This is a genomic window from Porphyrobacter sp. HT-58-2 (assembly GCF_002952215.1).
GTDB lineage: Bacteria > Pseudomonadota > Alphaproteobacteria > Sphingomonadales > Sphingomonadaceae > Erythrobacter.
The window spans coordinates 637,386-662,749 of sequence record NZ_CP022600.1 but is presented as its reverse complement, the minus strand read 5'-3'; the positions used below and the strand labels follow the sequence as shown (position 1 = coordinate 662,749).

At 65.9% G+C, this 25,364-nt stretch carries 24 protein-coding genes; 13 read left to right on the top strand and 11 right to left on the bottom strand.

What is annotated here, in order from left to right; genetic code table 11:
- The first annotated feature begins 43 nt into the window (after positions 1-43).
- Positions 44-832, top strand: a complete 789-nt coding sequence (locus tag CHX26_RS03280) for an exodeoxyribonuclease III (RefSeq protein WP_104941139.1) — start codon at positions 44-46, stop codon at positions 830-832.
- Between the two features lie 35 nt (positions 833-867).
- On the top strand, positions 868-1,899 hold the full coding sequence (gene ribA / locus CHX26_RS03275; protein WP_104941138.1) for a GTP cyclohydrolase II: 1,032 nt from the start codon (positions 868-870) through the stop codon (positions 1,897-1,899).
- On the opposite strand, the gene CHX26_RS03270 is transcribed toward ribA, so the two are convergent.
- Positions 1,896-2,849 carry a right-handed parallel beta-helix repeat-containing protein gene (locus tag CHX26_RS03270; protein ID WP_104941137.1) on the bottom strand — a complete coding sequence of 318 codons (954 nt, stop codon included), beginning with the start codon at positions 2,847-2,849 and terminating at the stop codon, positions 1,896-1,898. The genes ribA and CHX26_RS03270 overlap by 4 nt on opposite strands.
- Positions 2,850-2,959: 110 nt before the next feature.
- On the opposite strand from CHX26_RS03270, the gene CHX26_RS03265 reads away from it, so the two are divergent.
- The 6 genes from CHX26_RS03265 (at position 2,960) to CHX26_RS03240 (ending at position 8,129) form a co-directional block, all read left to right on the top strand.
- Positions 2,960-3,238: a hypothetical protein gene (locus tag CHX26_RS03265; protein WP_104941136.1), complete on the top strand. Its 279-nt coding sequence runs from the start codon at positions 2,960-2,962 to the stop codon at positions 3,236-3,238.
- An 8-nt stretch (positions 3,239-3,246) separates the two neighbouring features.
- Positions 3,247-3,504, top strand: a complete 258-nt coding sequence (locus tag CHX26_RS03260) for a hypothetical protein (protein WP_104941135.1) — start codon at positions 3,247-3,249, stop codon at positions 3,502-3,504.
- A 42-nt stretch (positions 3,505-3,546) separates the two neighbouring features.
- The gene (locus CHX26_RS03255; RefSeq protein WP_104941134.1) at positions 3,547-4,749 is read left to right on the top strand and encodes an acyl-CoA dehydrogenase family protein; all 1,203 of its coding nucleotides are present in this window, start codon (positions 3,547-3,549) and stop codon (positions 4,747-4,749) included.
- Complete coding sequence (locus CHX26_RS03250; RefSeq protein WP_104941133.1) at positions 4,742-5,965, top strand: CoA transferase; 1,224 nt, start codon at positions 4,742-4,744, stop codon at positions 5,963-5,965. Before CHX26_RS03255 ends, CHX26_RS03250 begins: the two co-directional genes overlap by 8 nt.
- Positions 5,966-6,057: 92 nt before the next feature.
- Positions 6,058-7,284, top strand: coding sequence for an acetyl-CoA C-acetyltransferase (locus tag CHX26_RS03245; protein ID WP_104941132.1), 1,227 nt, complete (start codon positions 6,058-6,060; stop codon positions 7,282-7,284).
- Positions 7,281-8,129 carry an FAS1-like dehydratase domain-containing protein gene (locus CHX26_RS03240; RefSeq protein ID WP_104941131.1) on the top strand — a complete coding sequence of 283 codons (849 nt, stop codon included), beginning with the start codon at positions 7,281-7,283 and terminating at the stop codon, positions 8,127-8,129. Before CHX26_RS03245 ends, CHX26_RS03240 begins: the two co-directional genes overlap by 4 nt.
- A gap of 106 nt (positions 8,130-8,235) precedes the next feature.
- Here the strand turns inward: CHX26_RS03240 and ppk2 are convergent, their stop codons facing one another.
- Positions 8,236-9,009 carry a polyphosphate kinase 2 gene (gene ppk2, locus CHX26_RS03235; protein ID WP_104941130.1) on the bottom strand — a complete coding sequence of 258 codons (774 nt, stop codon included), beginning with the start codon at positions 9,007-9,009 and terminating at the stop codon, positions 8,236-8,238.
- A gap of 107 nt (positions 9,010-9,116) precedes the next feature.
- Between ppk2 and phhA the strand changes: the two genes are divergently transcribed.
- Positions 9,117-10,007, top strand: coding sequence for a phenylalanine 4-monooxygenase (gene phhA, locus CHX26_RS03230; protein WP_104943225.1), 891 nt, complete (start codon positions 9,117-9,119; stop codon positions 10,005-10,007).
- Positions 10,008-10,142: 135 nt separating this feature from the next.
- Here the strand turns inward: phhA and CHX26_RS03225 are convergent, their stop codons facing one another.
- From CHX26_RS03225 to CHX26_RS03210, 4 genes are all read right to left on the bottom strand, one after another.
- Positions 10,143-10,400: a hypothetical protein gene (locus CHX26_RS03225; protein ID WP_104941129.1), complete on the bottom strand. Its 258-nt coding sequence runs from the start codon at positions 10,398-10,400 to the stop codon at positions 10,143-10,145.
- 85 nt (positions 10,401-10,485) lie between these two features.
- Positions 10,486-11,289 (bottom strand): undecaprenyl-diphosphate phosphatase, encoded by an 804-nt coding sequence (locus CHX26_RS03220; RefSeq protein WP_104941128.1) that lies wholly within the window; start codon positions 11,287-11,289, stop codon positions 10,486-10,488.
- A gap of 81 nt (positions 11,290-11,370) precedes the next feature.
- Positions 11,371-13,560: a M13 family metallopeptidase gene (locus CHX26_RS03215; protein WP_104941127.1), complete on the bottom strand. Its 2,190-nt coding sequence runs from the start codon at positions 13,558-13,560 to the stop codon at positions 11,371-11,373.
- Between the two features lie 143 nt (positions 13,561-13,703).
- Positions 13,704-15,557 (bottom strand): ABC transporter transmembrane domain-containing protein, encoded by a 1,854-nt coding sequence (locus CHX26_RS03210; protein WP_104941126.1) that lies wholly within the window; start codon positions 15,555-15,557, stop codon positions 13,704-13,706.
- A 180-nt stretch (positions 15,558-15,737) separates the two neighbouring features.
- Here CHX26_RS03210 and CHX26_RS03205 point away from each other — a divergent pair, with 180 nt between their 5' ends.
- The gene (locus CHX26_RS03205; protein WP_104941125.1) at positions 15,738-16,976 is read left to right on the top strand and encodes a polyhydroxyalkanoate depolymerase; all 1,239 of its coding nucleotides are present in this window, start codon (positions 15,738-15,740) and stop codon (positions 16,974-16,976) included.
- An 82-nt stretch (positions 16,977-17,058) separates the two neighbouring features.
- Here CHX26_RS03205 and ung read toward each other — a convergent pair whose 3' ends face one another.
- Entirely contained in the window at positions 17,059-17,742 is a 684-nt protein-coding gene (ung, locus tag CHX26_RS03200) for a uracil-DNA glycosylase (RefSeq protein ID WP_104941124.1), read from the bottom strand.
- A 79-nt stretch (positions 17,743-17,821) separates the two neighbouring features.
- On the opposite strand from ung, the gene CHX26_RS03195 reads away from it, so the two are divergent.
- Genes CHX26_RS03195 through CHX26_RS03185 form a run of 3 tightly spaced genes read left to right on the top strand, consistent with a single transcriptional unit; the run spans position 17,822 to position 19,726 of the window.
- A complete protein-coding gene (locus tag CHX26_RS03195) occupies positions 17,822-18,442 on the top strand; it encodes a ribonuclease D (protein WP_104941123.1) in 621 nt (206 codons plus the stop codon).
- Between the two features lie 25 nt (positions 18,443-18,467).
- The gene (lptC, locus tag CHX26_RS03190) at positions 18,468-19,139 is read left to right on the top strand and encodes an LPS export ABC transporter periplasmic protein LptC (protein WP_104941122.1); all 672 of its coding nucleotides are present in this window, start codon (positions 18,468-18,470) and stop codon (positions 19,137-19,139) included.
- The gene (locus CHX26_RS03185) at positions 19,136-19,726 is read left to right on the top strand and encodes an LptA/OstA family protein (RefSeq protein WP_104941121.1); all 591 of its coding nucleotides are present in this window, start codon (positions 19,136-19,138) and stop codon (positions 19,724-19,726) included. Before lptC ends, CHX26_RS03185 begins: the two co-directional genes overlap by 4 nt.
- Here CHX26_RS03185 and CHX26_RS16030 read toward each other — a convergent pair.
- The 4 genes from CHX26_RS16030 to leuS form a co-directional block, all read right to left on the bottom strand.
- A complete protein-coding gene (locus tag CHX26_RS16030; RefSeq protein WP_233997249.1) occupies positions 19,720-21,123 on the bottom strand; it encodes a sugar transferase in 1,404 nt (467 codons plus the stop codon). The two genes, CHX26_RS03185 and CHX26_RS16030, sit on opposite strands and share 7 nt — an antisense overlap.
- A 131-nt stretch (positions 21,124-21,254) precedes the next feature.
- Positions 21,255-22,325: a DNA polymerase III subunit delta gene (holA, locus tag CHX26_RS03175; RefSeq protein ID WP_172449664.1), complete on the bottom strand. Its 1,071-nt coding sequence runs from the start codon at positions 22,323-22,325 to the stop codon at positions 21,255-21,257.
- Entirely contained in the window at positions 22,322-22,822 is a 501-nt protein-coding gene (lptE, locus tag CHX26_RS03170) for an LPS assembly lipoprotein LptE (RefSeq protein ID WP_104941120.1), read from the bottom strand. Before lptE ends, holA begins: the two co-directional genes overlap by 4 nt.
- Positions 22,822-25,341, bottom strand: a complete 2,520-nt coding sequence (leuS, locus tag CHX26_RS03165; RefSeq protein WP_104941119.1) for a leucine--tRNA ligase — start codon at positions 25,339-25,341, stop codon at positions 22,822-22,824. The genes lptE and leuS overlap by 1 nt, the downstream gene beginning before the upstream one ends.
- Positions 25,342-25,364 lie beyond the last annotated feature (23 nt).

Sequence of the window (25,364 nt, the reverse complement as noted above, 5' to 3'; positions counted from 1 at the left end):
TCGCTACTTGAGGGCATGGGGAATGGCGCTTAAGTCCGCCCCCATGCTGTCTGTCGCCACCTGGAACATCAACTCGGCCCGCCTGCGCGTGGGGCTGATCGAAAAGCTGCTCACCGAGGCCGCGCCCGACATCCTGTGCCTGCAGGAGATCAAGTGCGAGAGCCACCTGTTCCCCTCTGAGGCGCTGGCAGCCTTGGGCTACACCCATCAGGCGGTGAGCGGGCAGAAAGGCTATCACGGCGTCGCCACGGTCAGCCGCGTCCCGATCCGCGAGGTCACCCGCCACGATTGGCAGGCCAATGGCGAGGCGCGGCATATCGGGGTCGAGGTGTTGGGCCGCGATCTGCTGGTCGAGAACGTCTATGTCCCCGCCGGCGGCGATGTGGCGGACCGCGAGGTGAACCCCAAGTTCGGCCAGAAGCTCGATTTTCTGGGGCGGATGACGGCGTGGGCGGACAAGCTCGACCGCCCCACGCTGATCGTGGGTGATTTCAACATCGCCCCGCTGGAAAGCGATGTGTGGAGCCACAAGCAGCTCCTCAAGGTCGTCAGCCACACGCCCGTAGAGGTCGAGACGCTGGGCCGCTTTCAGGACGCGCACGGCTGGGTTGATCTCGGCCGCCAGCATATCCCGGCGCCGGCACGCTATTACTCGTGGTGGAGCTATCGCAATCCCGGCTGGCAGGAGAACGACAAGGGCCGCCGCCTCGATCACATGTGGGCCTCGCCCGATCTGGCCAAGCAATCGCGCGCGCACCGCGTGCTGGAGGAGGCCCGCGCGTGGGAGCAGCCGTCGGATCACGTGCCTTTGATCACGGAGTTCGATCTCTGAGTTCGCCCTCGCCTTCCCGCCGCGCCGCGCAGGCCGTGGACGCCCTGCGTCACGGCTGGCCGCTGGCGTTTGATGGAGGCCGGGTGCTGCTGCCAGTGGAGACTGCCATTGCGCAGGGCGCATCCGCCCCAAGGATGCTGATCTCCGCCGCGCGCGCCGCCACCCTGAAACTCGCCAACCAGCGCGAGGCGGCTGTCCCCCACGCACCAGTGCTGATCGCCGGGGGCGAGGATTTCACCCTGCGCGATGCCCTCCCCATCGCCGACCCGGCGCTCGACCTCGGCAACCCGCTGAAAGGCCCGTTCAAGGCGGTGACGCTCGACTGGGCCGAGACGGCCGCTGCCGCGCTGGAGCTGGCGCGGATTGCGGGGATTTTGCCTGCCTTCCTCGTCGATCCGGTGGACGCGGGCGAGGCGGTGTCGGTCGCCGCGTCCGATCTGGCCGCCTATGCTGACGCGGGGAACTTGCGGATCGTCACCCGCGCACGCCTGCCCGTCAGCGCCTGTGAGGACGCCGAGATCGTCGCCTTCCGCTCGGCGGCAGACCTGCGCGAGCATGTCGCGCTCATCATCGGCAAGCAATCGGGCGACCGCCAGCCGCTAGTGCGGCTCCATTCGGAATGCCTGACGGGCGACATCCTCGGCAGCCTCAAATGTGATTGCGGCCCGCAACTCGATGCCGCGCTCCACGCCATGGCCCACGAGGCGCGAAACGGGGACTCCGGCTGGGGCGTGCTGCTCTACATGCGGCAGGAGGGGCGCGGGATCGGCCTCGTCAACAAGCTGCGCGCCTATCGCTTGCAGGATCAGGGGTTCGATACGGTCGAGGCCAACCAGCGCCTCGGCCTGCCGGATGAAGCGCGCGATTTTCCGGTCGCTGCGCGGATGCTGGAATTGCTGGGCGCGCGCGATATCCGCCTGCTGACGAACAACCCGGCCAAGGTCGCCGCGCTGCAAGCGGCAGGCATCACGGTGAGCGAGCGGGTGCCCCACCAGCTCCCCGACAACCCGCACAATGCCCGCTATCTGGCGACCAAGCGGGATCGGTCAGGGCATCTGCTGATTTAGCGCGCCTCGTATTCCGGGATCCCTGCCGCCAACCGGTTGCCCTGCATGACCACCCGCTCGCCCGTCCAGTCGGCGAGGAAGGCGCTGCTGCGCTTGAGGCCCGGGACGAAGCGCGCTTCGTTGTTCTCGACCCTGAGGCCTGCCGAAGGATGGAGCAGGTCTTCCGCCCCCAGCGCGATGAAGGCCGAATAGTTCTCCTTGTCGCGCCCCTGCACGAACCAGTTGTCGGCAATCCGGCCCCGCGATCCGGCGGGCAGGTCGATCATGTAATTGGTGCCGCGCCCATTGGCGTCGTCGAAGCTGTTGCCCTCAATTGTGACCTCGGCGGCACGGGCTTTCAGATAGTGCCCCCCCGTCCCGCGCTCGAACCGGCTTTCGCGCACGGTGAGCGAGGCGATATCGCCGATATAGAGCGAATGCGCGCAGCCCGCGTCGTTCTCGCAGGTGCCGAGCCCGCTGAAGGTGGAGCGGGTGATATAGATGCGGCTGCCTGCGATGGCGCCTGTCAGGATGCCCTGCTGGCTGTTCTGGAAGCGGGCATAGGCGATGTTGAGGCTGCCGTTCTCCAGCCGGATGCCCGCGCCGTTGCCGTCGGCGACGTTGATGCCGCTGAAGGTCAGCCCGCGGATCTCCGCCCCGGTACCGCGCAGCACCAGCGCCGCCTTGCCCTCGCAGGCGCGGCCTTCCAGCGTGACGCTGCCGGGTTCAGCCGCCTCGTAGATGATCACGCCGCGTTCCTGCACCGCGCATTGGCGATAGGTGCCGGGCGCGATGCGGATGGTGGCGCGGGCATTGCCGACCGCGTCGACCGCCGCCTGAAGGCTGGCATAAGAGCGTCCGCTTTCGGTCACAGTGAACGCACCGGACGAAGGCTGCGCCAACAGGACGGCGGCAGGCAGCATCACGGCAGCAGCGAGTGCGTTGAGCGCGAAGGAGGGTTTGCGGGCCATGGCCGGGAGCCTATCAGGCAAAGGTTAAAGCTCCATTTGCCGCTTGGCGTATCCCCCAAGCCTTGGCTAAACCCCCTCGCCATAGAGTCATCGACGAGAGGAGAACCCCGATGCGCAAACTTGCGACCCTTGCCGCTCTGTCCGCCGCCACGCTGTCGCTGGCTGCCTGCGGCAGTGCCGACGATGCTTCGACCGAAGCCAGCGCCGATACCGTGGAAATGCCGGCGGACGAGGCGCTGTCCGCGATCACCGATGAGCCGGTCGCCGATCCTTCAGCGAGCGCCACCGACGCGGCCGAAACCGAAGCCGCGACGGCCACCGAGGCCGGCGATGCCGCCGCCACGGTCGCGGCCGAAGCCGCAGCTGCTGCCGAAGCCGCTGCCGAGTAACCTCGGCCATGAAGCGCCCGCCGATTGCGCGCCCCCCTGCACTGGCCCCGGTTCTGGCTTTTGCCCTGTCACTCGCCCTTGCGGCGTGCGGAGACGAGGGGGCGGGCGCGCCCGGCGGGGTCAGCCCCGGCGAGGCGGAGGCGCTGGAAGAAGCCGCGGCCATGCTTGATGAACGCCGGCTTCCCCCCGAGGCGCTTCCGCCCGAAGCCAGCCCCGCTGCTGCGCCCGCCGAAATGACAGGCGACGACAAAGACGCCGCGCGCTAGGCGCTCCGGCCAGCACGCTCCCCTGCAAGGACGATTGCCACCATGAATGCCCCTGCCAATCTTGCCGCCCCCTCCAACGCGGGGATGGACGAGGACACTTTCGAACAGTTCGCCGAACAGCTCCAGCGGTTCGTCCGCGAGCGCCTGATTCCCGCCGAACCGCAGGTGATCGCCGAAGACCGCGTGCCGGAGGACATCCTCAATGAAATGCGCGAAATGGGCCTGTTCGGCCTTTCGGTGCCGGAGGAATATGGCGGCGCGGGGCTGAACATGACCCAATATGCGCGCGTGGTGAACATCATGGCCTATGCCGCGCCCGCCTACCGCTCGATCTTCTCGATCAACGTGGGCATGTTTGCGAGTGCGCTGAAGAACGGCGCGACCGAAGCCCAGAAGGCCGAATGGTATCCGAAGATCGCTGAGGGGCGGATCGCCTGCTTTGGCCTCACCGAACCGGGATCGGGCAGCGATAGCGCCGCCATGGCGACCACCGCTGTCCCCGACCCGGATGGCAATGGCTGGATCCTCAACGGCACCAAGCGTTACATCACCAACGCGCCTTACGCCGATGTCGCCCTGATCATGGCGCGCACCAGCAAGGAGGCGCTGCCCAAGAACGCCCACGTCAGCGCGTTTCTCGTGCCGATGGACAGCCCCGGCATCTCGCGCGGCAGCCCGGACAAGAAGATGGGCCAGAGCGGCTCGCACATCTGCGACATCATGCTCGATGATGTGCGCGTGCCGGGTGACGCCTTGCTCGGCGGGGAGACCGGCAAGGGCTTCGTCTTTGCGATGAAGAGCCTCGATAATGGCCGCATCAGCGTGGGCGCGGCGGCGACCGGCTATGCCCGCCGCGCGCTGGATTCGGCGCTGCGTTATGCCAATGAACGCAAGGCCTTTGGCGAGCCCATCGCCAATTTCCAGCTGATCCAGCAGATGCTCGCCGACAGCGAGATCGAGATCTACGCCGCCGAGGCGATGATGAAGGATGTCACCGCCCGCGCCGACCGGGGCGAGAACATCCTTGTGAAGGCCGCCGCCTTCAAGGTCTTCGCCTCGGAAATGTGCGGCCGCGTGGTCGACCGCGTGGTGCAGATCTATGGCGGCGCGGGCTACCTCGCCGAATACGACGCCGAACGCTTTTTCCGCGATGCCCGCATCTACCGCATCTACGAAGGCACCACCCAGATCCTGCAACTCCAGATCGCCAAGCATATGCTGCGCGAGTGGAAAGAGAATGTATAACCTTCTCAATGACCTGAGCATCATCGAGGTCTCCAGCTTCGTCGCTTCGCCCACCGCCGGGCTGTACTGCGCGCAGATGGGTGCGGAGGTGATCCGCGTCGATCACAAGGCCGGCGGGCTCGATTACAACCGCTACATGCTGACCCGCGAGGGGCGCTCGCTGAGCTGGGAGAACTTGAACCGCACCAAGAAATCGGTCGCGCTCGATCTGCAATCGGGCGAGGGGCGCGAGCTGCTGGTCGAGCTGGCGGCCAAGGTCGGCCAGTGCATCACCAACCTGCCGGAGCAGAGCTTTCTCTCCCATGCCGCCATGCAGGCGAAGCGCGCGGACATGATCTCCCTGCGCATCATGGGCTGGCATGACGGGCGGCAGGCGATGGACTTCACGGTCAACGCCGCCGCCGGATACCCGCTTATGTGCGGCCCCGAGGACTGGGACCCGGCGACCGCGCCCCCTGTCAACCAGGTGCTCCCGGCGTGGGATTTCATCACCGGGGCCTATGGCGCCTTCGCCATGCTCGCCGCGCTGCGCCACCGCGACAAGACCGGCGAGGGCAGCGAGGTGCGCCTGCCGCTGGGGGATGTCGCCATTGGCACCATGGCCAACGCGGGTCTGATGGCCGAAGTGCTCTATCGCGGCGGCGACCGCGAACGGCTCGGCAATGCGATCTGGGGTGCGTTCGGACGCGATTTCCGCAGCCGGGACGGCGTCAGGTTCATGGTCGCCGCCCTCACGCCCAAGCAGTGGAGCGGCCTCGTCAAGGCCTTCGGGGTCGAGACAGGCATCGCCGCTTTGGAGGCCGAGCACGGCGTCCGCTTTGCCGACGGCGACACCCCGCGCTTCCAGCACCGCGCCGCGCTGTTCGACCTGTTCCAGAGCGCGGCGGACGGGATGGATTACGCCACGCTCGAAGCGCGCATGGCCGCCGAGACCTGCACCTTCGAGCGCTACCGCACGGCTTACGAAGCAGCCCATGATCCGGTGCTGGTCGCGGGCAACCCGCTATTCGGCCCCTCGCCCGCCAACCCCTCGGGCTTCGCCTATCCCGCCACCCGCAGCTTCGCGAATTTCGCAGGCCGCGAGGTCGGCGATCCGCGCCCCGCGCCTTACCTTGGCGAACATTCCGAAGAAGTTCTGGCAGACAAGCTCGGCCTCTCCTCGGGCGCGATCGGCAAGCTGGTCGATGCGGGGACTGTGGCTTTGAGCGACAAGTGACACCACACCCGTTCGTGTCGAGCGAAGTCGAGACACCTCGCCCGGCCTCTCGACTTCGCTCGAGGCGAACGGACGTTTGTAAGGACTGAAGAATGACCAGACGCGCCGCCATCTGCACCCCCCTGCGCACCCCGGTGGGCAAGTTCCTCGGCGGGCTGTCGAGCCTCAACGCGGGCCAATTGGGCGCGGTGATCCTGAAGGCACTGATGGAGCGTTCCGGCATTGATCCGACGCGGGTTGACGACGTGGTGTTCTCCCAAGGCTACGGCAATGGCGAGGCACCCGCGATTGGCCACTGGTCGTGGCTCGCGGCGGGGCTTCCCATCGAAGTGCCCGGCTTCCAGCTCGACCGGCGCTGCGGATCGGGCGTTCAGGCGGTGGCGACGGCGGCGATGATGGTCGAGACCGGAATGGCCGACGTCGTGGTTGCGGGCGGCGTCGAGTCCATGTCCAACGTCGAACACTACACCCTCGCCGCGCGCGGCGGGGTGCGGATGGGTGACATGGTGCTGCATGATCGCCTCAGCCGAGGCCGGGTGATGAGCCAGCCGGTCGAACGCTTCGGGGTGATCACCGGGATGATCGAGACCGCCGAGAACCTCGCCAAGGATTACGGCATCACCCGCGAAGAGGCCGATGCCTTCGCGGTCCGATCGCATCAGAATGCGACCAAGGCATGGGCGGAAAACCGCTTCGCCGAACAACTCGTCCCCGTCGAAATCCCGCAGCGGCGCGGTGATCCGATGGTGTTCATTCATGATGAGGGCTACCGCACCGATGCCAGCATGGAGACGCTTGGCAAGCTTGCCCCCATCGACATCAAGCGCGATCCGCAAGCCATTGTCACCGCCGGCAATGCCAGCCAGCAGAACGATGCGGCGGCGGCCTGTCTGGTGGTCGCGGAGGACAAGCTGGAGGAACTCGGCCTCACTCCGATGCTGTGGTTCGGTGGCTGGGCGGCGGCGGGCTGCGATCCCTCGCGCATGGGGATCGGCCCGGTTCCGGCGGTGGAGCGCCTGTTCGAACGGCGCGGTTACACGTGGGACGATATCGGCCTTGTCGAACTGAACGAAGCCTTCGCCCCGCAGGTGCTCGCGGTGCTCAAGGGCTGGGGCTGGTCGGACGACGACAGTCGCCACGAGATCCTCAACGTCAACGGCTCGGGCATCAGCCTCGGCCACCCCATCGGCGCGACGGGCGGGCGAATCCTTGCCGACATGGCGCATGAAATGCACCGGCGCGGGGTGCGCTATGGCCTTGAAACCATGTGCATTGGTGGCGGACAAGGGATCGCCGCTGTGTTCGAGCGCGCGGTATGAACTACGAGGCGTGGATCGGGCGCGAACAGCGCGCTGAAGACCGGCTGGACGAGGGACTGGCCGCCCGCTGGCTCGCCACATTCGACCTGCCGCGCCCCCATCCGCCGATCATGCCGCAGGGCATCCACTTCGCCCTCTGCACCCCTGACGCGCCCACCGCATCGCTGGGCGATGACGGCCACCCCGCGCGCGACGACAGCGCCGACAGCTTTCTCCCGCCGTTCCCTCTGCCGCGCCGGATGTGGGCTTCCTCGACCATCCGGTTCCAGATGCCGATCGCCATCGGAGCAGTGATCGAGCGGCGCAGCAAGGTTGCCGCGATCAGGCAGAAGCAGGGTTCCTCAGGCCCGCTCGCCTTTGTCGATGTTTCACATGAAACATTCGCCAACGGCTCTCTGGCGGTGGTCGAGACCCAGTCTATCGTCTACCGGGAGGCGGCTGGCGGGGGGCAAGACCTGTCTCCGCCGCCTCTGGGAGAGGCAAGCTTTTCGCCGACAGGCTGGGACGCGCACCGCAGCCTGACCCCCGATGCACGGCTGCTGCTGCGCTATTCGGCGCTGACCTTCAACACCCACCGCATTCATTACGATGCACCCTATGCGGAAGATATCGAGCGCTATCGCGGCCTCGTGGTCCATGGCCCGCTCACCGCCAGCCTGCTGCTGCAACTCGCCGCCGCCGAACTGGGCGCAAACCGCCTGCGCACCTTCAGCTTCCGCGGCCTTTCCCCCGCCATCGCGGGCGAGCCGCTGCATCTGGTGATGCGCAAGAGCGAGGCGGGCTACGATCTGGCCGCCTTCGCCGATGACGGGCGGCAGGTGACGGCGGCGAGCGCAAGCGTCTAACTCCCCTCCCGCTTGCGGGAGGGGCTGGGGGTGGGCCTGTGACAAGGCTCGCTGCGCTCGCACCCTCCCCTGACCCCTCCCGCAAGCGGGAGGGGGAATGCTCAGCCTATCCGTCCCACTCCGCAATCGGCTTCAGCACGCCATAGGTCTCCGCCACCGGATCCCGCCCGAGATCGGGAAAGTCGATGGCGGGCGGGTCTTCATGCGTATCGGGAATCCGGTCGAGCAGATCACGCACCAGTGTCAGCCGCCCGCGGCGCTGATCGTTGAAATCCACCAGCGTCCACGGCGCGTGGGCCGTGTGGGTCGCCGCCAGCATCGCCTCGCGCGCAGCGGTGTAATCATCATACTTCTCACGCGCAGCAAGGTCGATGGGGGACAGCTTCCAGCGCTTCAGCGGATCCTCCAGCCGTTCGCGCAGGCGTTCTTCCTGATTGGCCTGATCGGTCGCCAGCCAGTATTTGAACAGCAGGATGCCATCATCCACCAGCAGCTTTTCAAAGGTCGGCACGGCCTTCAGAAAGGCATCGACCTGCTCCGGCGAAGCATAGCCCATCACCCGCTCCACCCCGGCGCGGTTGTACCAGCTGCGGTCGAACAGCACGATTTCGCCCGCTGTGGGCAGGTGCGCGACATAACGCTGGAAATACCACTGCCCCATTTCCGCCTCGGTCGGCTTGGCAAGCGCCACGGTGCGGCACTGGCGCGGATTGAGCCGGTCGCGCACGGCAGTGATCGCCCCGCCCTTGCCCGCCGTGTCGCGCCCCTCGAACAGCACCACCACGCGCGCGCCTGTCGCCTTGACCCAGCGCGCCATGCTGACCAATTCGAGGGTGAGCGGCGCCAGCGCCTCCTCGTAATCCTTGCGCTTCATGCCCATTCGCGTCCCTCCTGTTGCGTTTGTCCTTGGCCCGCAAAGGTAGTATCATCTGCAACGATATGGCTACGCTTGCAGACCCCACCCCCGATTTCGCCACCCTGCCCGAAATGTCGGCAGATGTCTTTACCGCCCCGCTCGCCCGCCCCGCGCATGTGGGCGAGGATTGGCTGGAACCGGCACAGACCGATTACTCTGCCGAAGACCATGCCGTCTGGAACGATCTGTTCGCGCGCCAGATGGAGGTGCTGCCGGGGCGCGCGTGCTCGGCTTTCATGGCAGGGCTGGAAAAGCTCGATCTGGGACGCGGGGGCATCCCCGAATTCGGCGCGCTGTCCGAAGAACTCGGTGCGCTGACCGGGTGGAGCGTGGTGCCAGTGCCGATGCTGATCCCTGATCATGTGTTCTTCTGGCACCTCGCCAACCGGCGCTTTCCGGCGGGCAACTTCATCCGCACGCGCGCAACCTTCGATTACATTCAGGAACCCGACGTGTTCCACGATGTGTTCGGCCATGTCCCGATGCTGACCGATCCGGTCTATGCCGATTACATGCAGGAATATGGCCGCGCCGGGTGGAAGGCGATGCGGTATAATCGCCTCAAAGCCTTGGGCGCGCTTTACTGGTACACGGTGGAGTTCGGGCTGATCGAGGAGGCGGGCTCCGTGCGCGCCTATGGTGCAGGCATCCTGTCAGGGCCGACCGAGGCGCGGTTCGCGGTCGAGGCGGAAAGCCCCAATCGCATCATGCTCAATGTCGACCGGGTGATGCGCACCGATTACGTCATCAGCGATCTGCAACCGACATACTTCGTGATCGAGAGCTTTGCCGATCTCTACCGCCAGACGGTGGAGCGTGATTTCGACCGGCTCTATCGCAGCCTGCCGGCGGGGTTCACCTATGCCAATTCGGCGGTGATCGATGTCGACAATGTGCTGCACCGCGGGACGCAGGAATATCACCTGCGCGGCGGTCGCGGCAGCGGGGCAGTGCCGGTCTAGGGTATCGATGCCGGAGGCATCGCGAGGCCAACTGGCCGCCCCGGCTTATGCCGCGAAAGCCGAAGCGAAGCTGAACGAGCGAAGCGAGGGCAACCGGACGGATGTCCGCCGCCCGGCGTCTGAGGGCGCAACAAACTACGCCTTCACCCGCCTGCGACCGATCGCGTGATACAGCACCAGCGCGACACCTGTCGCCGCCAGTGCCACGCCGAGGCTGAGGAACGAGAGGCTGCCGATGATCGTGCCATCATTGGCAATCTCGCCGGCGACCACGGCCACCACCATGCCCAGCGCCACCTGACGCAGGATCGCACCCGGCGCCTCGGTCCGCGCGAGGATCGAGGCCAGCCAGCCCAGAGTTGCCCCCAACACGATCAGCACCAGCAACGCCATTTTACCGCAAGTCTCCGTCTATGCCGCCGCATGGCGGTTCGACTCCCAAACCAGCAGCAGGGCAGACGGTTCCGGAAAGTTGCGTTTAACGGAGCGTCAGCCAGACGAGACCGATAGTCCCGGCAAGGATGCGGTACCAGGCGAAGGGGGCAAAGCCGATCCTGGTGATGATCGTCACGAACAGTTTCACCACCACCAGCGCGGTGACGAAGCCCACGCCCGAACCGATTGCGATCAGCTCGAAATCGCGCGGGGCGAGGTCCGCGCCGTATTTGGCCAGCTGATAGACAGTTGCGCCGGAAAGGGTCGGCACGGCGAGAAAGAAGCTGAATTCGGCTGCGGTCTTGCGATCGACCCCAAAGGCCATCGCGCCAAGGATGGTCGCGCCCGAACGGCTCACGCCCGGGATCATCGCAAGGCACTGCACCAGGCCGACCAGCACCGACGTGCGCAGCGGCACGCCTGCCACGCCCGCACCCTCGGCCGGCGGGTTGGCCCAGCGTTCGACCGCAAGGATCGCGATGCCGCCGATGATCAGCGCCCAGCACACCAGCACCGCATTGCCGAGCATGGTTTCGATGATGTCGCCAAAGGCAAGGCCCAGCAGCACCGCCGGGAAGAAGGCGACAGTCAGGTTGCGCACAAAGGCAAGCGCGCCTTTTTCAAGGCCGAACAGCCCCTTGGCCACGTCCCAGAAGGTGCGCCAGTACAGCACCACGATGGCCAGGATCGCGGCGGGCTGGATGGCGATATTGAACACCTCCCACTCGCGCTGGTCAAAGCCGAGCAGTTCCGTGGCAAGGATCAGGTGGCCGGTTGACGATACGGGCAGGAACTCGGTCAACCCTTCGAGGATGCCGAGCAGGATCGCAGCAATGGTGTCGTTCATGGCCGCAGGGCTTCGACGAGTGTGCGCGGGGTGTCAAACCAAAAGGCCCGCTCCTTTCGGGGGAGCGGGCCTTGGCCTTACTTACCAGATGCGCACGCGCTGTTCCGGCGGCAGGTAGAGCGCATCGCCCGGCTTCACGCCGAATGCGAGGTACCATTCATCAAGGTTCCGCACGACGCCGTTGACCCGGTATTCCTCGGGGCTGTGGCTGTCGGTGCGCAGGCGGGTGCGGTAGTTTTCTTCCCGCTGCGACGCACGCCACACCTGCGCCCAAGCGAGGAAGAAGCGCTGGTCGCCGGTCAGCCCGTCGATCACCGGCACGTCCTTGTCCTTGGTCGCGATCTTGTAGGCGCGGTAGGCCATCGAAAGCCCGCCGACATCGCCGATATTCTCGCCCAGCGTCAGACGGCCGTTGACGCAGGTCTTGCCCTCGTCGAGCGGGCAGAAGGCGTTGTACTGCGCCACCAGCGCATCACCCAGCTTGTCGAAAGCCGCACGGTCAGCATCGCTCCACCAGTTGCGCAGCATCCCGGTGGAATCCGACTTGGAGCCCTGATCGTCAAAGCCGTGGCCGATTTCATGGCCGATCACCCCGCCGATCGCGCCGTAATTCACCGCAATGTCGTTGCCGAGCGCGAAGAACGGGCGCTGGAGGATGCCCGCGGGGAAGACGATCTCGTTCTTCACCGAGTTGTAATAGGCGTTCACCGTCTGCGGCAGCATCGACCATTCGGTGCGGTCGATCGGCTGGCCCAGCTTGGCGATGTTGTCCGCCCGGCGCCAGCGCGCGGTGGCCAGACGGTTGGCCACCGGATCGCCCGCCGTGATGGCCAGACCTTCATAGGTTTCGAGATTGGGGCGATAACCGATCTTGGGATCGAAACTGGCGAGCTTGGCGCGGGCCTCGGTCTTGGTCGCCTCACCCATCCAGGTGATTTCGGTGATCGATTCGGCCAGAGCGAGCCGCAGGTTGGCCACCAGCTCATCCATCGCCGCCTTGTTTTCGGGCGGGAAATTGCGCGCGACATATTCCTTGCCGATCAGCTCGCCGAGCAGGCCTTCAGTCTCACCGATGGCACGCTTCCAGCGCGGACGCTGTTCGGGGGTGCCGCGCAGGGCCTTGCCGAAGAATGCGAAGCTGGCATCGTCGAACCGCTTGGGCAGCACCGCCGCATGATCTGACAGGAATTCCTTGATCACCCACGCCTTGAGGGTTTCGACCGGGGTTTCCGACAGCAGCGCGAACATCCCCGGAAGGCCGGAGCCGATCTTGGCGCGGGTTGCCTCGTCAAGCTTGAGTTCGGCGACCTTCTCGGCGCTGGGCGGCATCAGGCTGACGACGAAGCCGGGGCTGTTGGCAACCCCGAGGTCTTCGAGCATCGCGGCGACCGGCACCTTGCCACCGATCGCCACCAGTTCTTCGGCGGTCAGCAGATTGTAGGTCAGATCGCGGTTGCGGCGCACGGTGCGGTCCCATGCGACATTGCGGGCGATGGTGTCCTCGAAGGCATAGACCGCCTCGGCCTGCACCTCGGCATCGTCATAACCCGCTTCCGCCAGCAGGAAGGCGAGATAGGCCTTGTACTTGGCCTGCAACGCCCGGCCCTTGTCCGAGGTATCGAGGTAGTAATCACGGTCAGGCATGCCCAGCCCGCCAAAGCCGACTGCGGCGATATAGCGATCAGGCTGCTTGGCATCGATGCTGACCCCGCCGCTGAGCGGGCTGGCGAACACCGGCTCGGCCCACAGCTTCGCCAGATCTTCCAGCGTGCGCGCGGCTTTCACCCGGGCGAGATGCGGCTGCACCGGGGCAAGGCCCGCCGCTTCAATCGCATCAACATCCAGGAACGAGCGGTAGGTATCGAGGATGCGGCGCTCATCGCCCGACAGGCTGGCGGCGTCCCTGGTGGCCAGTTCGTCAATCAGCGCCTTGATGTCCGCAGTGCTCTTTTCGGCGAGCAGGTTGAACGCGCCGAGCCGGCTGAATTCGGGCGGCAGAGGGTTGGCATCGATCCAGCGCTTGTTGACATAGGCGAAGAAATCATCGCCCGGCTTGATGTCGCTGGCAAGCGAAGCCGGGTCCACACCCCAGGTGCCATAGCTGATGGTCGGCAGTGGGGACGCCTGGCCAGCCTCACCTTCGGCGAGCAGCAGGTCAATGCCTTCACCATGGGCGTGGGCGTCATGCGCATGGGCGGCGTCTTCGGCAAGCGCGGGAGTGGCCAGCGCAAACAGGCTGGCACCGAGCAGAGCTGCGGCTTTGTTGATCATGGAAGATACGTGTCCCTGAGAATCTGAGGTGCGCCACATTAACGTCGCGCACCGCAAAGGGTTGCGCTTTGTCAGGCGCAGGTCACCATTCGTCGATTTTGTTGGCGAGAGATCTGCGACCTGCGCTCGGCGCGACCTTCAATTCACGCGGCGTCGGCAGCGAATTGCAGGCGGGCGAGGCGGGCATAGAGCCCCCCGGCCTTGGTCAGCACGTCATGGCTGCCCTGTTCGACGATCCGGCCTTCGTCCAGCACCACGATCCGGTCAGCCGCGCGCACCGTGGCCAGCCGGTGTGCGATCACCAGCGTGGTGCGGTTCTGCATCAGCCCTTCCAATGCCTGCTGCACCAATTGCTCGCTTTCCGCATCCAGCGCGCTGGTCGCTTCATCAAGCAACAGGATCGGCGCATCGCGCAGCAGAGCGCGGGCGATGGCAACGCGCTGCTGCTGACCGCCCGAAAGCTGCGTTCCGCCCTCCCCCAGATAGGTGTCGAGCCCTTGCGGCAGGGCGCGCAGGAAGGTTTCGGCATTGGCCGCTCGCGCAGCTTGCCAGATCTCTTCGTCGGTGGCGTCCCACTTGCCATAGCGCAGGTTGTCGCGGGCATTGGCGCTGAACAGCACCCCGTCCTGCGGCACCAGGGCAAGCCGCGCGCGGATATCGGCGGGATCGGCGCTGGTCAGCGGCACGCCGTCAAGGCGGATGGTACCGGCCTGCGGGTCATAGAACCGCTCGACCAGTTGGAAGATCGTCGATTTGCCCGCCCCCGAGGGCCCGACAATGGCGATGGTCTCGCCCGGCTCGATTTCGAGCGTGAAGTCGCGCAGGGCCGCCACTTCGGGCCGGGCCGGATAGCGGAAGGTGACATTGCGGAACGACAGGCTGCCGCGCGCCGGTTCAGGCAGGCGTTCGGGCCGGGCCGGGGCTGCGATTTCGGGCTTGGCATCAAGCAGTTCCGCCAGACGGCTCGCCGCGCCAGCGCCGCGCAGCAAATCGCCATAGACTTCGGTAAGGGATCCCAGCGCGCCCGCCACCAGCCCGCCGGTCAGCACGAAAGCGGCGATGGTGCCGCCGCTGATCACGCCTTCGGCCACGGCCAGTGCGCCGCGCCACATCACCAGCACCACTCCGCCGAACACCAGCAGGATCACGACCGACGTCATCGCCGCGCGCAGCATGATGCGCCGCCGCGCGGTTTCAAACGTGCCTTCGACCACGCCTGCAAAGCGTTCCCCCTCGCGGCGCTCTTGCCCGAAGCTTTGCACGATCTTCATCGCCGAGAGCACCTCGGTGACATAGGCGCCCACGTCCGCGATCCGATCCTGGCTGGTGCGCGAGACCGCGCGGATCTTGCGCCCGAAGTACACAATCGGCGCAATCACCAGCGGAATGCCGATCAGCAGACCCAGCGTCAGCGAAGGCGCGAGGTAGATCAGCAGCCCGATCCCGCCCACCGCCGTCAGCGTGTTGCGCAGCGCGACCGAGACCGTGGTGCCGACCACGTTTTCGATGATCGCCGTGTCGCTGGTCATGCGGCTGGAGATTTCCTTGGGGCTGTTGACCTCGTAGAAACCGGGCGAAAGGCGCAGCAGGTTCTGCTGCACCATCAGGCGGATATCGGCCACCACCCGTTCACCCAGCCAGCTCACGAAATAGAACCGGAGCGCGGTGCCGATGCCGAGGATCACCACGATCATCAGCAGATACTGGAACGCGTGGCCGATATCCGCGCTGGTCGCCGCGCCCGAAAACGCCTCGTCGATGATGACCTTGAAGCGGTAGGGGATCGCCAGCGTCGCCGCTGACGTGATCACCAGCGCCAGCAGGGCAAGCCCGATCTCGCGCGGGTATTGCACCGCTGCACCAAACACCATCCGCAAAGGCGCGAGCGAGCGCGACCGGGGCGCAGGCTCGGCAGTCTCGGACTGAGTGGCTGCCGCCGTTTCGGGCGCATCATCGGCCGCGACGTCAGGTTCGCGCGTGGGGTGTTCACCGTGCATGATGGCTGGGCTCTAGCCGCATGGCCCACGAATTTCACGTGCAAAAAACGGGGGCGCGCCGCGCTGCCGGTTTTGCCACTTATGCAATTGTGCGTTGCACAACGCCCGGCAAAGGCGCATCTGTAACGGCAAGGCGTCAGGGGATAAGACGCCAGATCGTTCGTCGCCTGAGGTAATTCAATGCTTTATCACGCCTATGAGCTTCAGCGCAGCTGGATGAACAGCGCCAGCGCGCTCGCATCGATCAGCGCCGGGATGCTGTCCAACCCCGCAAATCCCTTTGGCTACACCGGGCTCGGCCCGCTTGCCGCGAGCGCGCTTGACGTCTTCGCCCATGCAACGGCGCATTATGGCAAGCCCGAATTCGGCATCGACAGCGTGGAGATTGGCGGCGCGCCCCATGCGGTGGTGCAGGAAACCGTGCTGACGCGTCCCTTCGGCGATCTCGTCCGCTTCCGGGTCGAAGGCACCCCCGCCGATCGCCCGCGCCTGCTGATCGTTGCCCCGATGAGCGGCCACTACGCCACCCTGCTGCGCGGCACGGTCGAGCGGATGCTGGAAAGCGCCGAGGTGTTCATCACCGACTGGGCCGATGCGAAGATGGTGCCGGCCAGCGCAGGCAAGTTCGATCTCGACGATTACATCGACTACCTGATGGACTTCGCCGAGCACGTTTATGGTGAGGCGGGCGGCCAGCGCATCCACATGATGGCCGTGTGCCAGCCTTCGGTGCCTGCCTTCGCCGCCACCGCGCTGCTCAATCTCCACAAGTCACCTGCAACGCCCGCCACCCTGACCATGATGGGCGGCCCGATCGACACGCGTGAATGCCCCACGGTCGTCAACAACATGGCGATGCAACGTCCGATCGAATGGTTCCGCCAGTCGGTGATCGCGACCGTCCCGATGAAGTATCCCGGCAGCGGGCGGCGCGTCTATCCTGGCTTCATGCAGCTTTCGGCGTTCATGAGCATGAACCTCTCCAGCCACATGATGAGCCATTACGAGATGTTCAAGCATCTCACCATCGGCGACGAGGCCAGCGCGCAGGCGACCAAGACCTTCTACGACGAATACCGCGCGGTGTGCGACATGACGGCGGAGTTCTATCTCCAGACGGTGGAGGAGGTGTTCCAGAAGCACTCGATTCCCAAGGGCGAGTTCCGCCACAAGGGCGAGGTGGTCGATCTCACCGCGATCACCGACACCGCATTGCTGGCAGTCGAGGGCGAGCGTGACGACATCTCAGGCCTCGGCCAGACCCGCGCGGCGCTCAAGCTGACGCCAAACCTGCCCGACGCGAAGAAGCGGTACTACATGGCCGAAGGCGCCGGGCATTACGGCATCTTCAACGGCTCACGCTGGCGCACCAAGGTCGCGCCGGTGGTGGAGGATTGGATCGCCGCCCACGCCGGGTGAAGCCCTGCGGCGAAAGGCAGCTTTCGCGACATTTTCGCCAGAAGCGGCCGTTCGGGTATAGCGCGCCGCCTCCCCCCCGTCGTCACACGCGCCAGTCGATTGTCCCGCGTCCGGCCTGTTCCAGAAAGGCGTTGGTCTGGCTGAAGGGGCGGGAACCGAAAAAGCCGTTGTGGGCTGACAGCGGGCTGGGGTGGGCTGAGGTCAGCACCAGATGGTGTCCCGCGCGGGAGAGGGCTGGCACCCGGCTTGCCTTCTTCTTCGCATGAGAGCCCCACAGGATGAACACCGTTGGCAGTGCGCTCGCCGCCACGGCCGCCACGCAGGCATCGGTCACCGCATCCCAGCCGCGCCCGGCATGGCTCCCGGCCTGCCCGGCCTCAACCGTCAGCGTGTTGTTGAGCAGCAGCACGCCCTGCTGCGCCCAGCGCGACAGATCGCCGGTTTGCGGGCGGGGCAGGCCAAGATCGGCCTCAAGCTCCTTGTAGATGTTGACCAACGAGGGCGGCACCTTCACCCCTGCCTGCACCGAAAAGGCCAGCCCATGCGCCTGCCCCGGCCCATGGTAGGGATCCTGGCCGAGGATGACGCAACGCACCGCCTCCAGCGGGGTCAGCGCCAGCGCAGCGAGCCTTGTGCCGCGCGGAGGATAGACCTGCTTGCCCGCCGCTTCTTCTGCCTTGAGCCACCCGCCAAGCTTCCGCGCCTCGGGAGTCGCGAGCACCGGCTCCAGCACCGGGCGCCAGCTTTGGGGAATGGCTTCTGACATCGGGCAAGGTTAGGTCAGGGCGCACCCGCGCGCCACTCGGCCCTTCCCCTCTTTCCCCAATCGGCGTAGGGCGAGCGGCATGGCAGTGCATTTTCACGAAGAAGACCTCCCCGCAGGCGTGCTCACCGGCACCGGAGCGATTGCGGTCGATACAGAAACCATGGGTCTGATCACCGCGCGTGACCGGCTGTGCGTGGTGCAGCTTTCCGATGGCAGCGGGGACGAACACCTTGTGCGCTTCGCCCCCGGCAGCAGCTATGACGCGCCCAATCTCAAGGCGGTGCTGGGCGATCCGGCGCGGCAGAAGATCTACCACTTCGCCCGCTTCGATCTCGCCGCGATCCAGCACTATCTCGGCGTCATGGCCGGGCCGGTGTTCTGCACCAAGATCGCCAGCAAGCTGACCCGCACCTACACCGACCGCCACGGCCTCAAGAACCTCGTCGAGGAACTGCTGGGCGAGAGCATCTCCAAGCAGCAGCAATCCTCCGACTGGGGCGGGCCGGTGCTGTCCGAGGCGCAGCGCGATTACGCCGCGAGCGATGTGCGCTACCTCCACCGCCTGCGCGATGAACTGACGGTGCGGCTGGAACGTGAAGGGCGGATGCACCTGGCGCAGGCGTGCTTCACCTTCCTGCCTACCCGCGCCCTGCTCGACATCGCCGGCTGGGCCGAGAATGACATCTTCAGCCACATGTAAGGACGCCTGAGGCACACGCTCCGCCATGGCCCCCGCCGAACCGACCATCGAAACCAGTGAAGCGCGGCTCCTGCGTGGGCGGCGGCAGCACTTCGCTGCGCCCGGCGGCTCGCATGACAAGCTGGTGAGCTTTCTGGCCCGCGCCTTGCCGATGGGGGTGGGCGTGATCGCGGCGCTGATGATCATCACACCCCTGTCACCGCGGGGCGAGGTCAGCTTCCTGCTTGATCGCAACAAGGTCGCGCTGATCGACGAACGGCTTTCGGTCGACAATGCGATGTATCGCGGGCGAGACGATCAGGGGCGCCCCTTCTCGCTGCTGGCGGGCGAGGCGGTGCAACGCTCGGGCGCGGAGGGACTGGTGCGGATGCGCGATCTGGTCGCCCAATTGCTGCTGACGGAAGGCCCCGCGCGGCTCAGTGCGGAAGGCGGCACCTATGATATCAACGCCGAAACCGTCGCGGTTGACGGCGCGGTGCGGCTCAACGCTTCGGATGGCTATGCGATGATCGCTCGCGGGGTCTCGGTCGATCTCAGGGCGCGCACCATGCGGGGCGACGCCGGGGTTTCCGGCGAGGTGCCGGCCGGCACCTTCTCTGCCGACACGATGCGCGCCGATCTTGCGGCACGCACCATGACGCTTGAGGGCAATGCCCGCTTCACCATGATTCCCGGCCAGTTGAGGATGCCGCGATGAACTCTGCCAAAGCCACTCGCCCATTTGTCCGGCTTGCCATGATCTGGGGCATTGGCGGCTTCGCGCTGACCACCGCGATCGGGGGTGGGATGAACCTCGCCGCTCAGGGCATTGCCAGCCATGATTCGCGCGCGCCAGTGACTTATGACGCGGGCAAGTTCGTGTTCGATGACCGCGCCAATCAGGCCATTGCCTCGGGCGGGGTGATCGTCACCCAGGCGGGTCTTCGCGTCCAGTCTGACCGGATGCTGGTGAACTTCACCGACGCCGACGGCCAACTGGAAATCCAGCGCATCACCGCGACCGGCGGGGTCATCATCATCACCCGCGGCGACGAACGCGCGAGCGGCGACAATGCGATCTACGATTTCAACCGCCGCATCATCACGATGGCGGGCAATGTCCGCCTGCGCCGCGGCACCGACACGCTGAACGGCGGGCGACTGGTGATCGATCTGCAAAGCGGGCTGTCGACGGTTGACGGCAATGCGACAGGCACCAGCAGCAGCGCCAGCCCCTCACCCACAGGTCAGGGCCGGGTGACAGGCACCTTCACTGTCCCGCAGGACCGCAACAAGCCTCAGTAAGCATTGTCGTGCTTCAGCACCATCACGGTGCGCAGCACGATTTCGATGTCGCGTCGCAGCGACCAGCCCGCGATATATTCGAGATCGGACTGGAGCCGGTCGGTCAGATCCTTCTCCAGCTCGGTCGCACCGCGATGGCCGCGCACCTGCGCCAGCCCGGTCAGCCCCGGCTTCAGGCAGTGGCGCTGCCAGTACTTGCGATCGATATCCCAGAAATACTTGTTGTTTGCGCGGCTCCCCAGCGCATGGGGGCGCGGGCCGACAATCGACATGTCGCCCTTCAGCACATTGATGATCTGCGGTAGTTCGTCGATGCTGGTGCGGCGGATGAAGGCACCGATGCGGGTGATCCGGTCATCATCGCGCGCCGCCGAACGCTCGCCATTGTGATCGAGCTTGTCGTGACGCATCGAGCGGAACTTGAACATGTCGAAGAACTGGTTGCCACGACCCAGACGGCGCTGCACGAACAGCACCGGCCCGCCGTCTTCCAGCTTGATCGCGATGGCCACTGCGATCAGCAGCGGCGAGAGCGCAATCAGCGCCGCACCTGCCACCACCACATCGAACAGCCGCTTCAGGATGCGGGCGCGCAGACCCAGCGGCCCGGTCGAAACCACCAACGTCGTGCGGTCAAGATCGTCGTAGCGATGCACGCCGACAGCACCGAGGCTATGCGCCGGCTCGCTCACGATCTCGCCATAGACGCCCGCGGACTTGAGCAGGAAAGCCCAGTCCTCGCGCCGTTCGCGCGGGCAGCTCACCACCACCTGATCCTGATTGCGCAGCAGCTTGCCGAGCCGGTCGAGCATGAAAGGATCATGGCTGCCGGGATCGAGGTTGTAATCAGCGGCGCTAATATAAGCGGCGCCCTCGAACGGGAAATCCGATCCGCCATCGTCGATCACCAGACGGTTCTTGACCCGCCCGCCCCAGCGCCGCGCGATCACGCTGGCCATGACGCGTCGGAAGAAAGCGAGCAGGACAGCCGTGAACAACAGGCCAAGCGTGACCGAAGCGCGCGAGAAATCCTGATTCGACTTGGTGTAGAACGCCACGAAATTGATCAGCGCAGCCGAAATCAGAATGGCGATCAGCGCCTTGCGAACGGCGAACAGCCAATCGCTCAGCGCGCGCACGCTGTAGGTGCGATTGTACAGCGCAATGGTGAAATAGGCCGGCAGCATCGCCTGCGCCGCCAGCATCGTGCGCGGTTCCCACCAGCGGCCTTCCCAGACCAGCCCGGCAAGCGCAAAGCCGATGTTGAACAGCGCCGCATCGGTCAGCAGCATCAGGATATAGGCACGCAGGCGCCGCCGCTCGAGCGACGGGACAAGCTTGCTGTCGACCGCTTCGTGGCGGACAGCTTCAAGCAGTTTCGGCGTGACGCGGTTCACTCAGAACAATCCCCCAAGGCGCGACCCATAGGGTAACTACCTAGGGTTTGTTACAGAGAAAAGGGGAAATTGTGCGACTGCGAAATGCAGCTTGTCACATAATGAGAACCACTCGGCCCTTCCGGGCGGCTCTAGGATGACCGCTTTGCGGCAAAACGGGCAATTTCCGTCAGCTCTTGCGCCAGCAGCAGCTCGGCGGCCTGACTATTGGCGAGCAGGGTGCGATGCAGCGTGGTCAGGCGGGGAATCAGGCGATCGAGCCGGGTCTCACGCGCGCCGCGCGATGCAGGCTGGCTCCAGCGTTTGTACTGGTTGCCGATATCCCGCTTCTCCTTGAAGAAGATACCGAGCCGCATCTCCGCTCCCTTATCGATCCTGTCGAATTGCCCTCCCGGGCCGAGATGGGCGGCGATCTGCGCCAGTTGCGCCGCGCGCCGTTCCAGCGCCAGCGCCACGCCGACCGGGTTGAGCCCAAGCTCGCGCATCCGCCGCACTTCATTCGCGATCCGTCCGGTCTCGCCCCCCAGCACGGCATTGACCAGCGGGGCAAAGCCGTCTTCCTCGGTCGCGGCGCCGATGGCGGCGTGGTCTTCCGGGGTGGCGGGCCGGGGGGCTTGCGGATCGGCATCGCAATAGAGCGCGAGCTTGTCGATTTCGGACTGGGCGAGCCGCACGTCGAGCCCGGCGGCGCGGGCAATCCGCTCGGCCAGATCGCCGCCCAGCCGCAGACCTGCGGCATCGGCCATCGCCCGCACGGACTGCGCCACGGCGGAAAGATCAGGCGGGTGGAACATCGCCACCAGCGCGTCCTTGCGCTTTTCCAGCAGCTTGGCGGTGCGCGACTTGTCGGTGGCGGAGGTTGCGACGACGATCACCGGCGCAGCCTCGCCCGCCCCCGCCTCTCCCGTGGCGATCAGGGTTTCGAGCGCATCGTGGGCTTCATCGCCGCTGGCGCGCACCCAGATGTGGCGCGAACCTCCGAACAGCGAAGTTGAGCGTGCCTCGTCGCCCAGCAGGGCAGGATCGCGCTTCAGGTCGGCGCCCGCCAGTTCGACCCGGTCGCCTGCATCGGGCAGGGCAGCGGCCAAGCGGGCGGCGGCGGCACTGGCACCGGCTTCGTCCGGGCCGCAGAAGAAGAAGATGCGGCAGGCGGTCGCGCCGGGCGGCAGTCCGCGCACGAAATCGCTGTTCTTGGCCTTCACTGGCCTGCTGCCGCGCGGTTGCGCAGCGTCACCGCGACCTGCGTCGCCATCCGGTCGGCCACTTCGAGCGCGAGGTTTTCCAGCGCCTTCTGCTCGGCGGCGATGGTGGCATATTCGCTGCTCACCACGTCGATCCCGGCATCTGATCCGGCGGTGGCATCAAGCAGGATCGAACCCGTCGCCAGATCGACCAACTGATACCGCGCGCGCAGGATGCGGCGTTCGCGGCTGATGGTGTCGTCATTGAGCACGCCGAGCGCCTCCAGCGAATCGTCGAGCCGCACATCGAGCCGGTATTGCGGGGTGGTCTGGCCCGCTACGCCCAGCCGGGCCTCCAGCGCGTTCTTGACCAGCCAGCCGCCGCGCCCCTGGATCGCCGGGATGTCGACCGCCGCGATCCCCTGCGCCACCCCCGCGCTCGTCCCGCCCGCGTACATCGGCGAGAGGCCGCAGGCGGCAAGGGCCAGAGGGGCAAGCAGGGCGAGGATCATGCGCATCAGGTGACGATATTCACCAATCTGTCGGGCACGACAATGATCTTGCGGATCGCCGCGCCATCGACCGAGCGTTGCAGATTGGCCGACGCCAGCGCCAGCGCCTCAAGCGCGTCCTTGCTGGCACCCTTGGGCGCGGTCACGGTGTCGCGCAGCTTGCCCATGTGCTGGATCGCGATGGTGACCTCGTCATCGACCAGCAGGGCGGGATCGACAGCGGGCCATGCGGCGTCGGCAATCAGGCCTTCACCGATCTTCGCCCACGCCTCTTCGGCAAGGTGCGGCATCATCGGCGCGGCGAGATGCACCAGCGCCTTGATCGCAGCCGAACGGCTGGCCGAAGGCGCGGACTTTTCGACAGCGCCGGTCAGCTCGTAAATGCGCGCCACGGCCTTGTTGAAGCCCAACGCTTCAATGTCGGCAGCCACCGCAGCGATGGTCTGGTGGGTCTTGCGCTCGAGGCTCTTGTCCTCGCCCGTTGCGCCCGCATCATAGGCGCTGAACAACCGCCACAAGCGCTGGACGAAACGCGCACAGCCTTCGATCCCGGCATCCGACCACGGTAGATCGCGTTCCGGCGGCGAGTCCGACAGCATGAACCACCGCACCGCATCCGCGCCGTGGCGGGCGATGATCGCATCCGGGTCGACGACGTTCTTCTTCGACTTCGACATCTTGATGACGCGGCCGACTTCGACCGGTTCGCCATCGGCGAGCAGCGTCGCGCCATCCGAGGTGCGCTCGACCTCCTCGGGGCCGAAGAACACCGGAACCCCGCGGCCCTCGTCGATGCGGCTATAGGTCTCGTGCGTCACCATGCCTTGCGTGAACAGCGCGGCAAACGGCTCCTGCACGTCGATCTTGCCGATATGCGCCAGCGCCCGCGTCCAGAACCGCGCATAGAGCAGGTGCAGAATCGCATGCTCGATGCCACCGATATAGTGCTGCACAGGCATCCACTTGGCGACCTCTTCCGGGTCGAAGGGCCGGTCGGCGGGCTGGCTGGCGAAGCGCAGGAAGTACCACGAGGAGTCCACAAACGTATCGAGCGTATCGGTCTCGCGCAGTGCCGGCTTGCCGCTGATCGGGCAGGTGGTGTGCTTCCAGGTCGGGTGACGGTCGAGCGGGTTGCCCGGTTCGCTGAAGTCGATGTCCTCGGGCAGCACCACAGGCAGCTGATCGCGCGGCACCGGCACCGGCCCGTGATCGGGGCTGTGGATGATCGGGATCGGCGTGCCCCAATAGCGCTGGCGGCTCACGCCCCAGTCGCGCAGCCGCCACACGGTCTTGCCCGTGCCCCAGCCGCCGCTTTCGGCGCGGGCGATGACGGCATGCTTGGCGTCTTCGACGCTCATGCCGTTGAGGAAGTCGGAGTTGACGATCACCCCGTCACCCGCCTCGGCCTCGCCCTTGAAGGGCTCGTCGGCCTTCGCGGGATCGGAAGCGACCACGCGCAGGATCGGCAGTTCGTATTTCGTGGCGAATTCGAAGTCGCGCTGGTCATGCCCCGGCACGCCCATCACCGCGCCGGTGCCGTATTCCATCAGCACGAAATTGGCGATGAACACCGGCAGGTCGGCGCCGGTGAACGGGTGCTTGGCGGTGATCGGTGTGCGATACCCCAGCTTTTCAGCCGTTTCGAGCGCGGCCGCTGTGGTCGCTCCCTTCTTGCACTGGTCGATGAAGGCCGCGACTTGCGCGTCGCCCGCCAGACCTTGGGCAATCGGGTGATCGGCGGCGATGGCGCAGAAGCTCGCGCCGAAGATCGTGTCGGGGCGGGTCGAATAGACGGCCAGCTTCCCACCGTCAGAAAGATCGAAGCTGAACTCCAGCCCCTGCGACTTGCCGATCCAGTTCTCCTGCATCAGGCGCACCTTTTCGGGCCAGTCCTCAAGGCTGCCCAAGCCCTCCAGCAGATCATCGGCAAAGTCGGTGATCTTGAGGAACCACTGGTTCAGCTTGCGCTTCTCGACCTCCGCGCCGCTGCGCCAGCCCTTGCCGTCGATCACCTGCTCGTTGGCGAGCACGGTCATGTCAACCGGGTCCCAGTTGACGGTCGATTCCTTGCGATAGACCAGCCCAGCCTCATACAGGTCGAGGAACAGCGCCTGTTCGTGGCCGTAATATTCGGGATCGCAGGTGGCGAATTCGCGCGTCCAGTCGAGCGCGAAGCCGATGCGCTGCAACTGCGCCTTCATCTGGGCGATGTTCTGGCGCGTCCACCCACCCGGATGCACGCCCTTTTCCATCGCGGCGTTTTCGGCCGGCATCCCGAAGGCGTCCCAGCCCATCGGGTGCAGCACTTCGAACCCGCGCATCTTCTGGTAGCGTGCCAGCACATCGCCCATCGTGTAGTTGCGCACATGGCCCATGTGGATGCGCCCCGAAGGATAGGGGAACATCTCGAGGATGTAGCTCTTGGGCTTGGGGCTATCGCTGTCGGCGGTAAACGTCCCCGCCTCGGCCCACGCAGCCTGCCAGCGCCCGTCAGCGACGGACGGATCGAATCGGGTATCAGTCATTGGGGCCTATCCGTGGAAGGGCG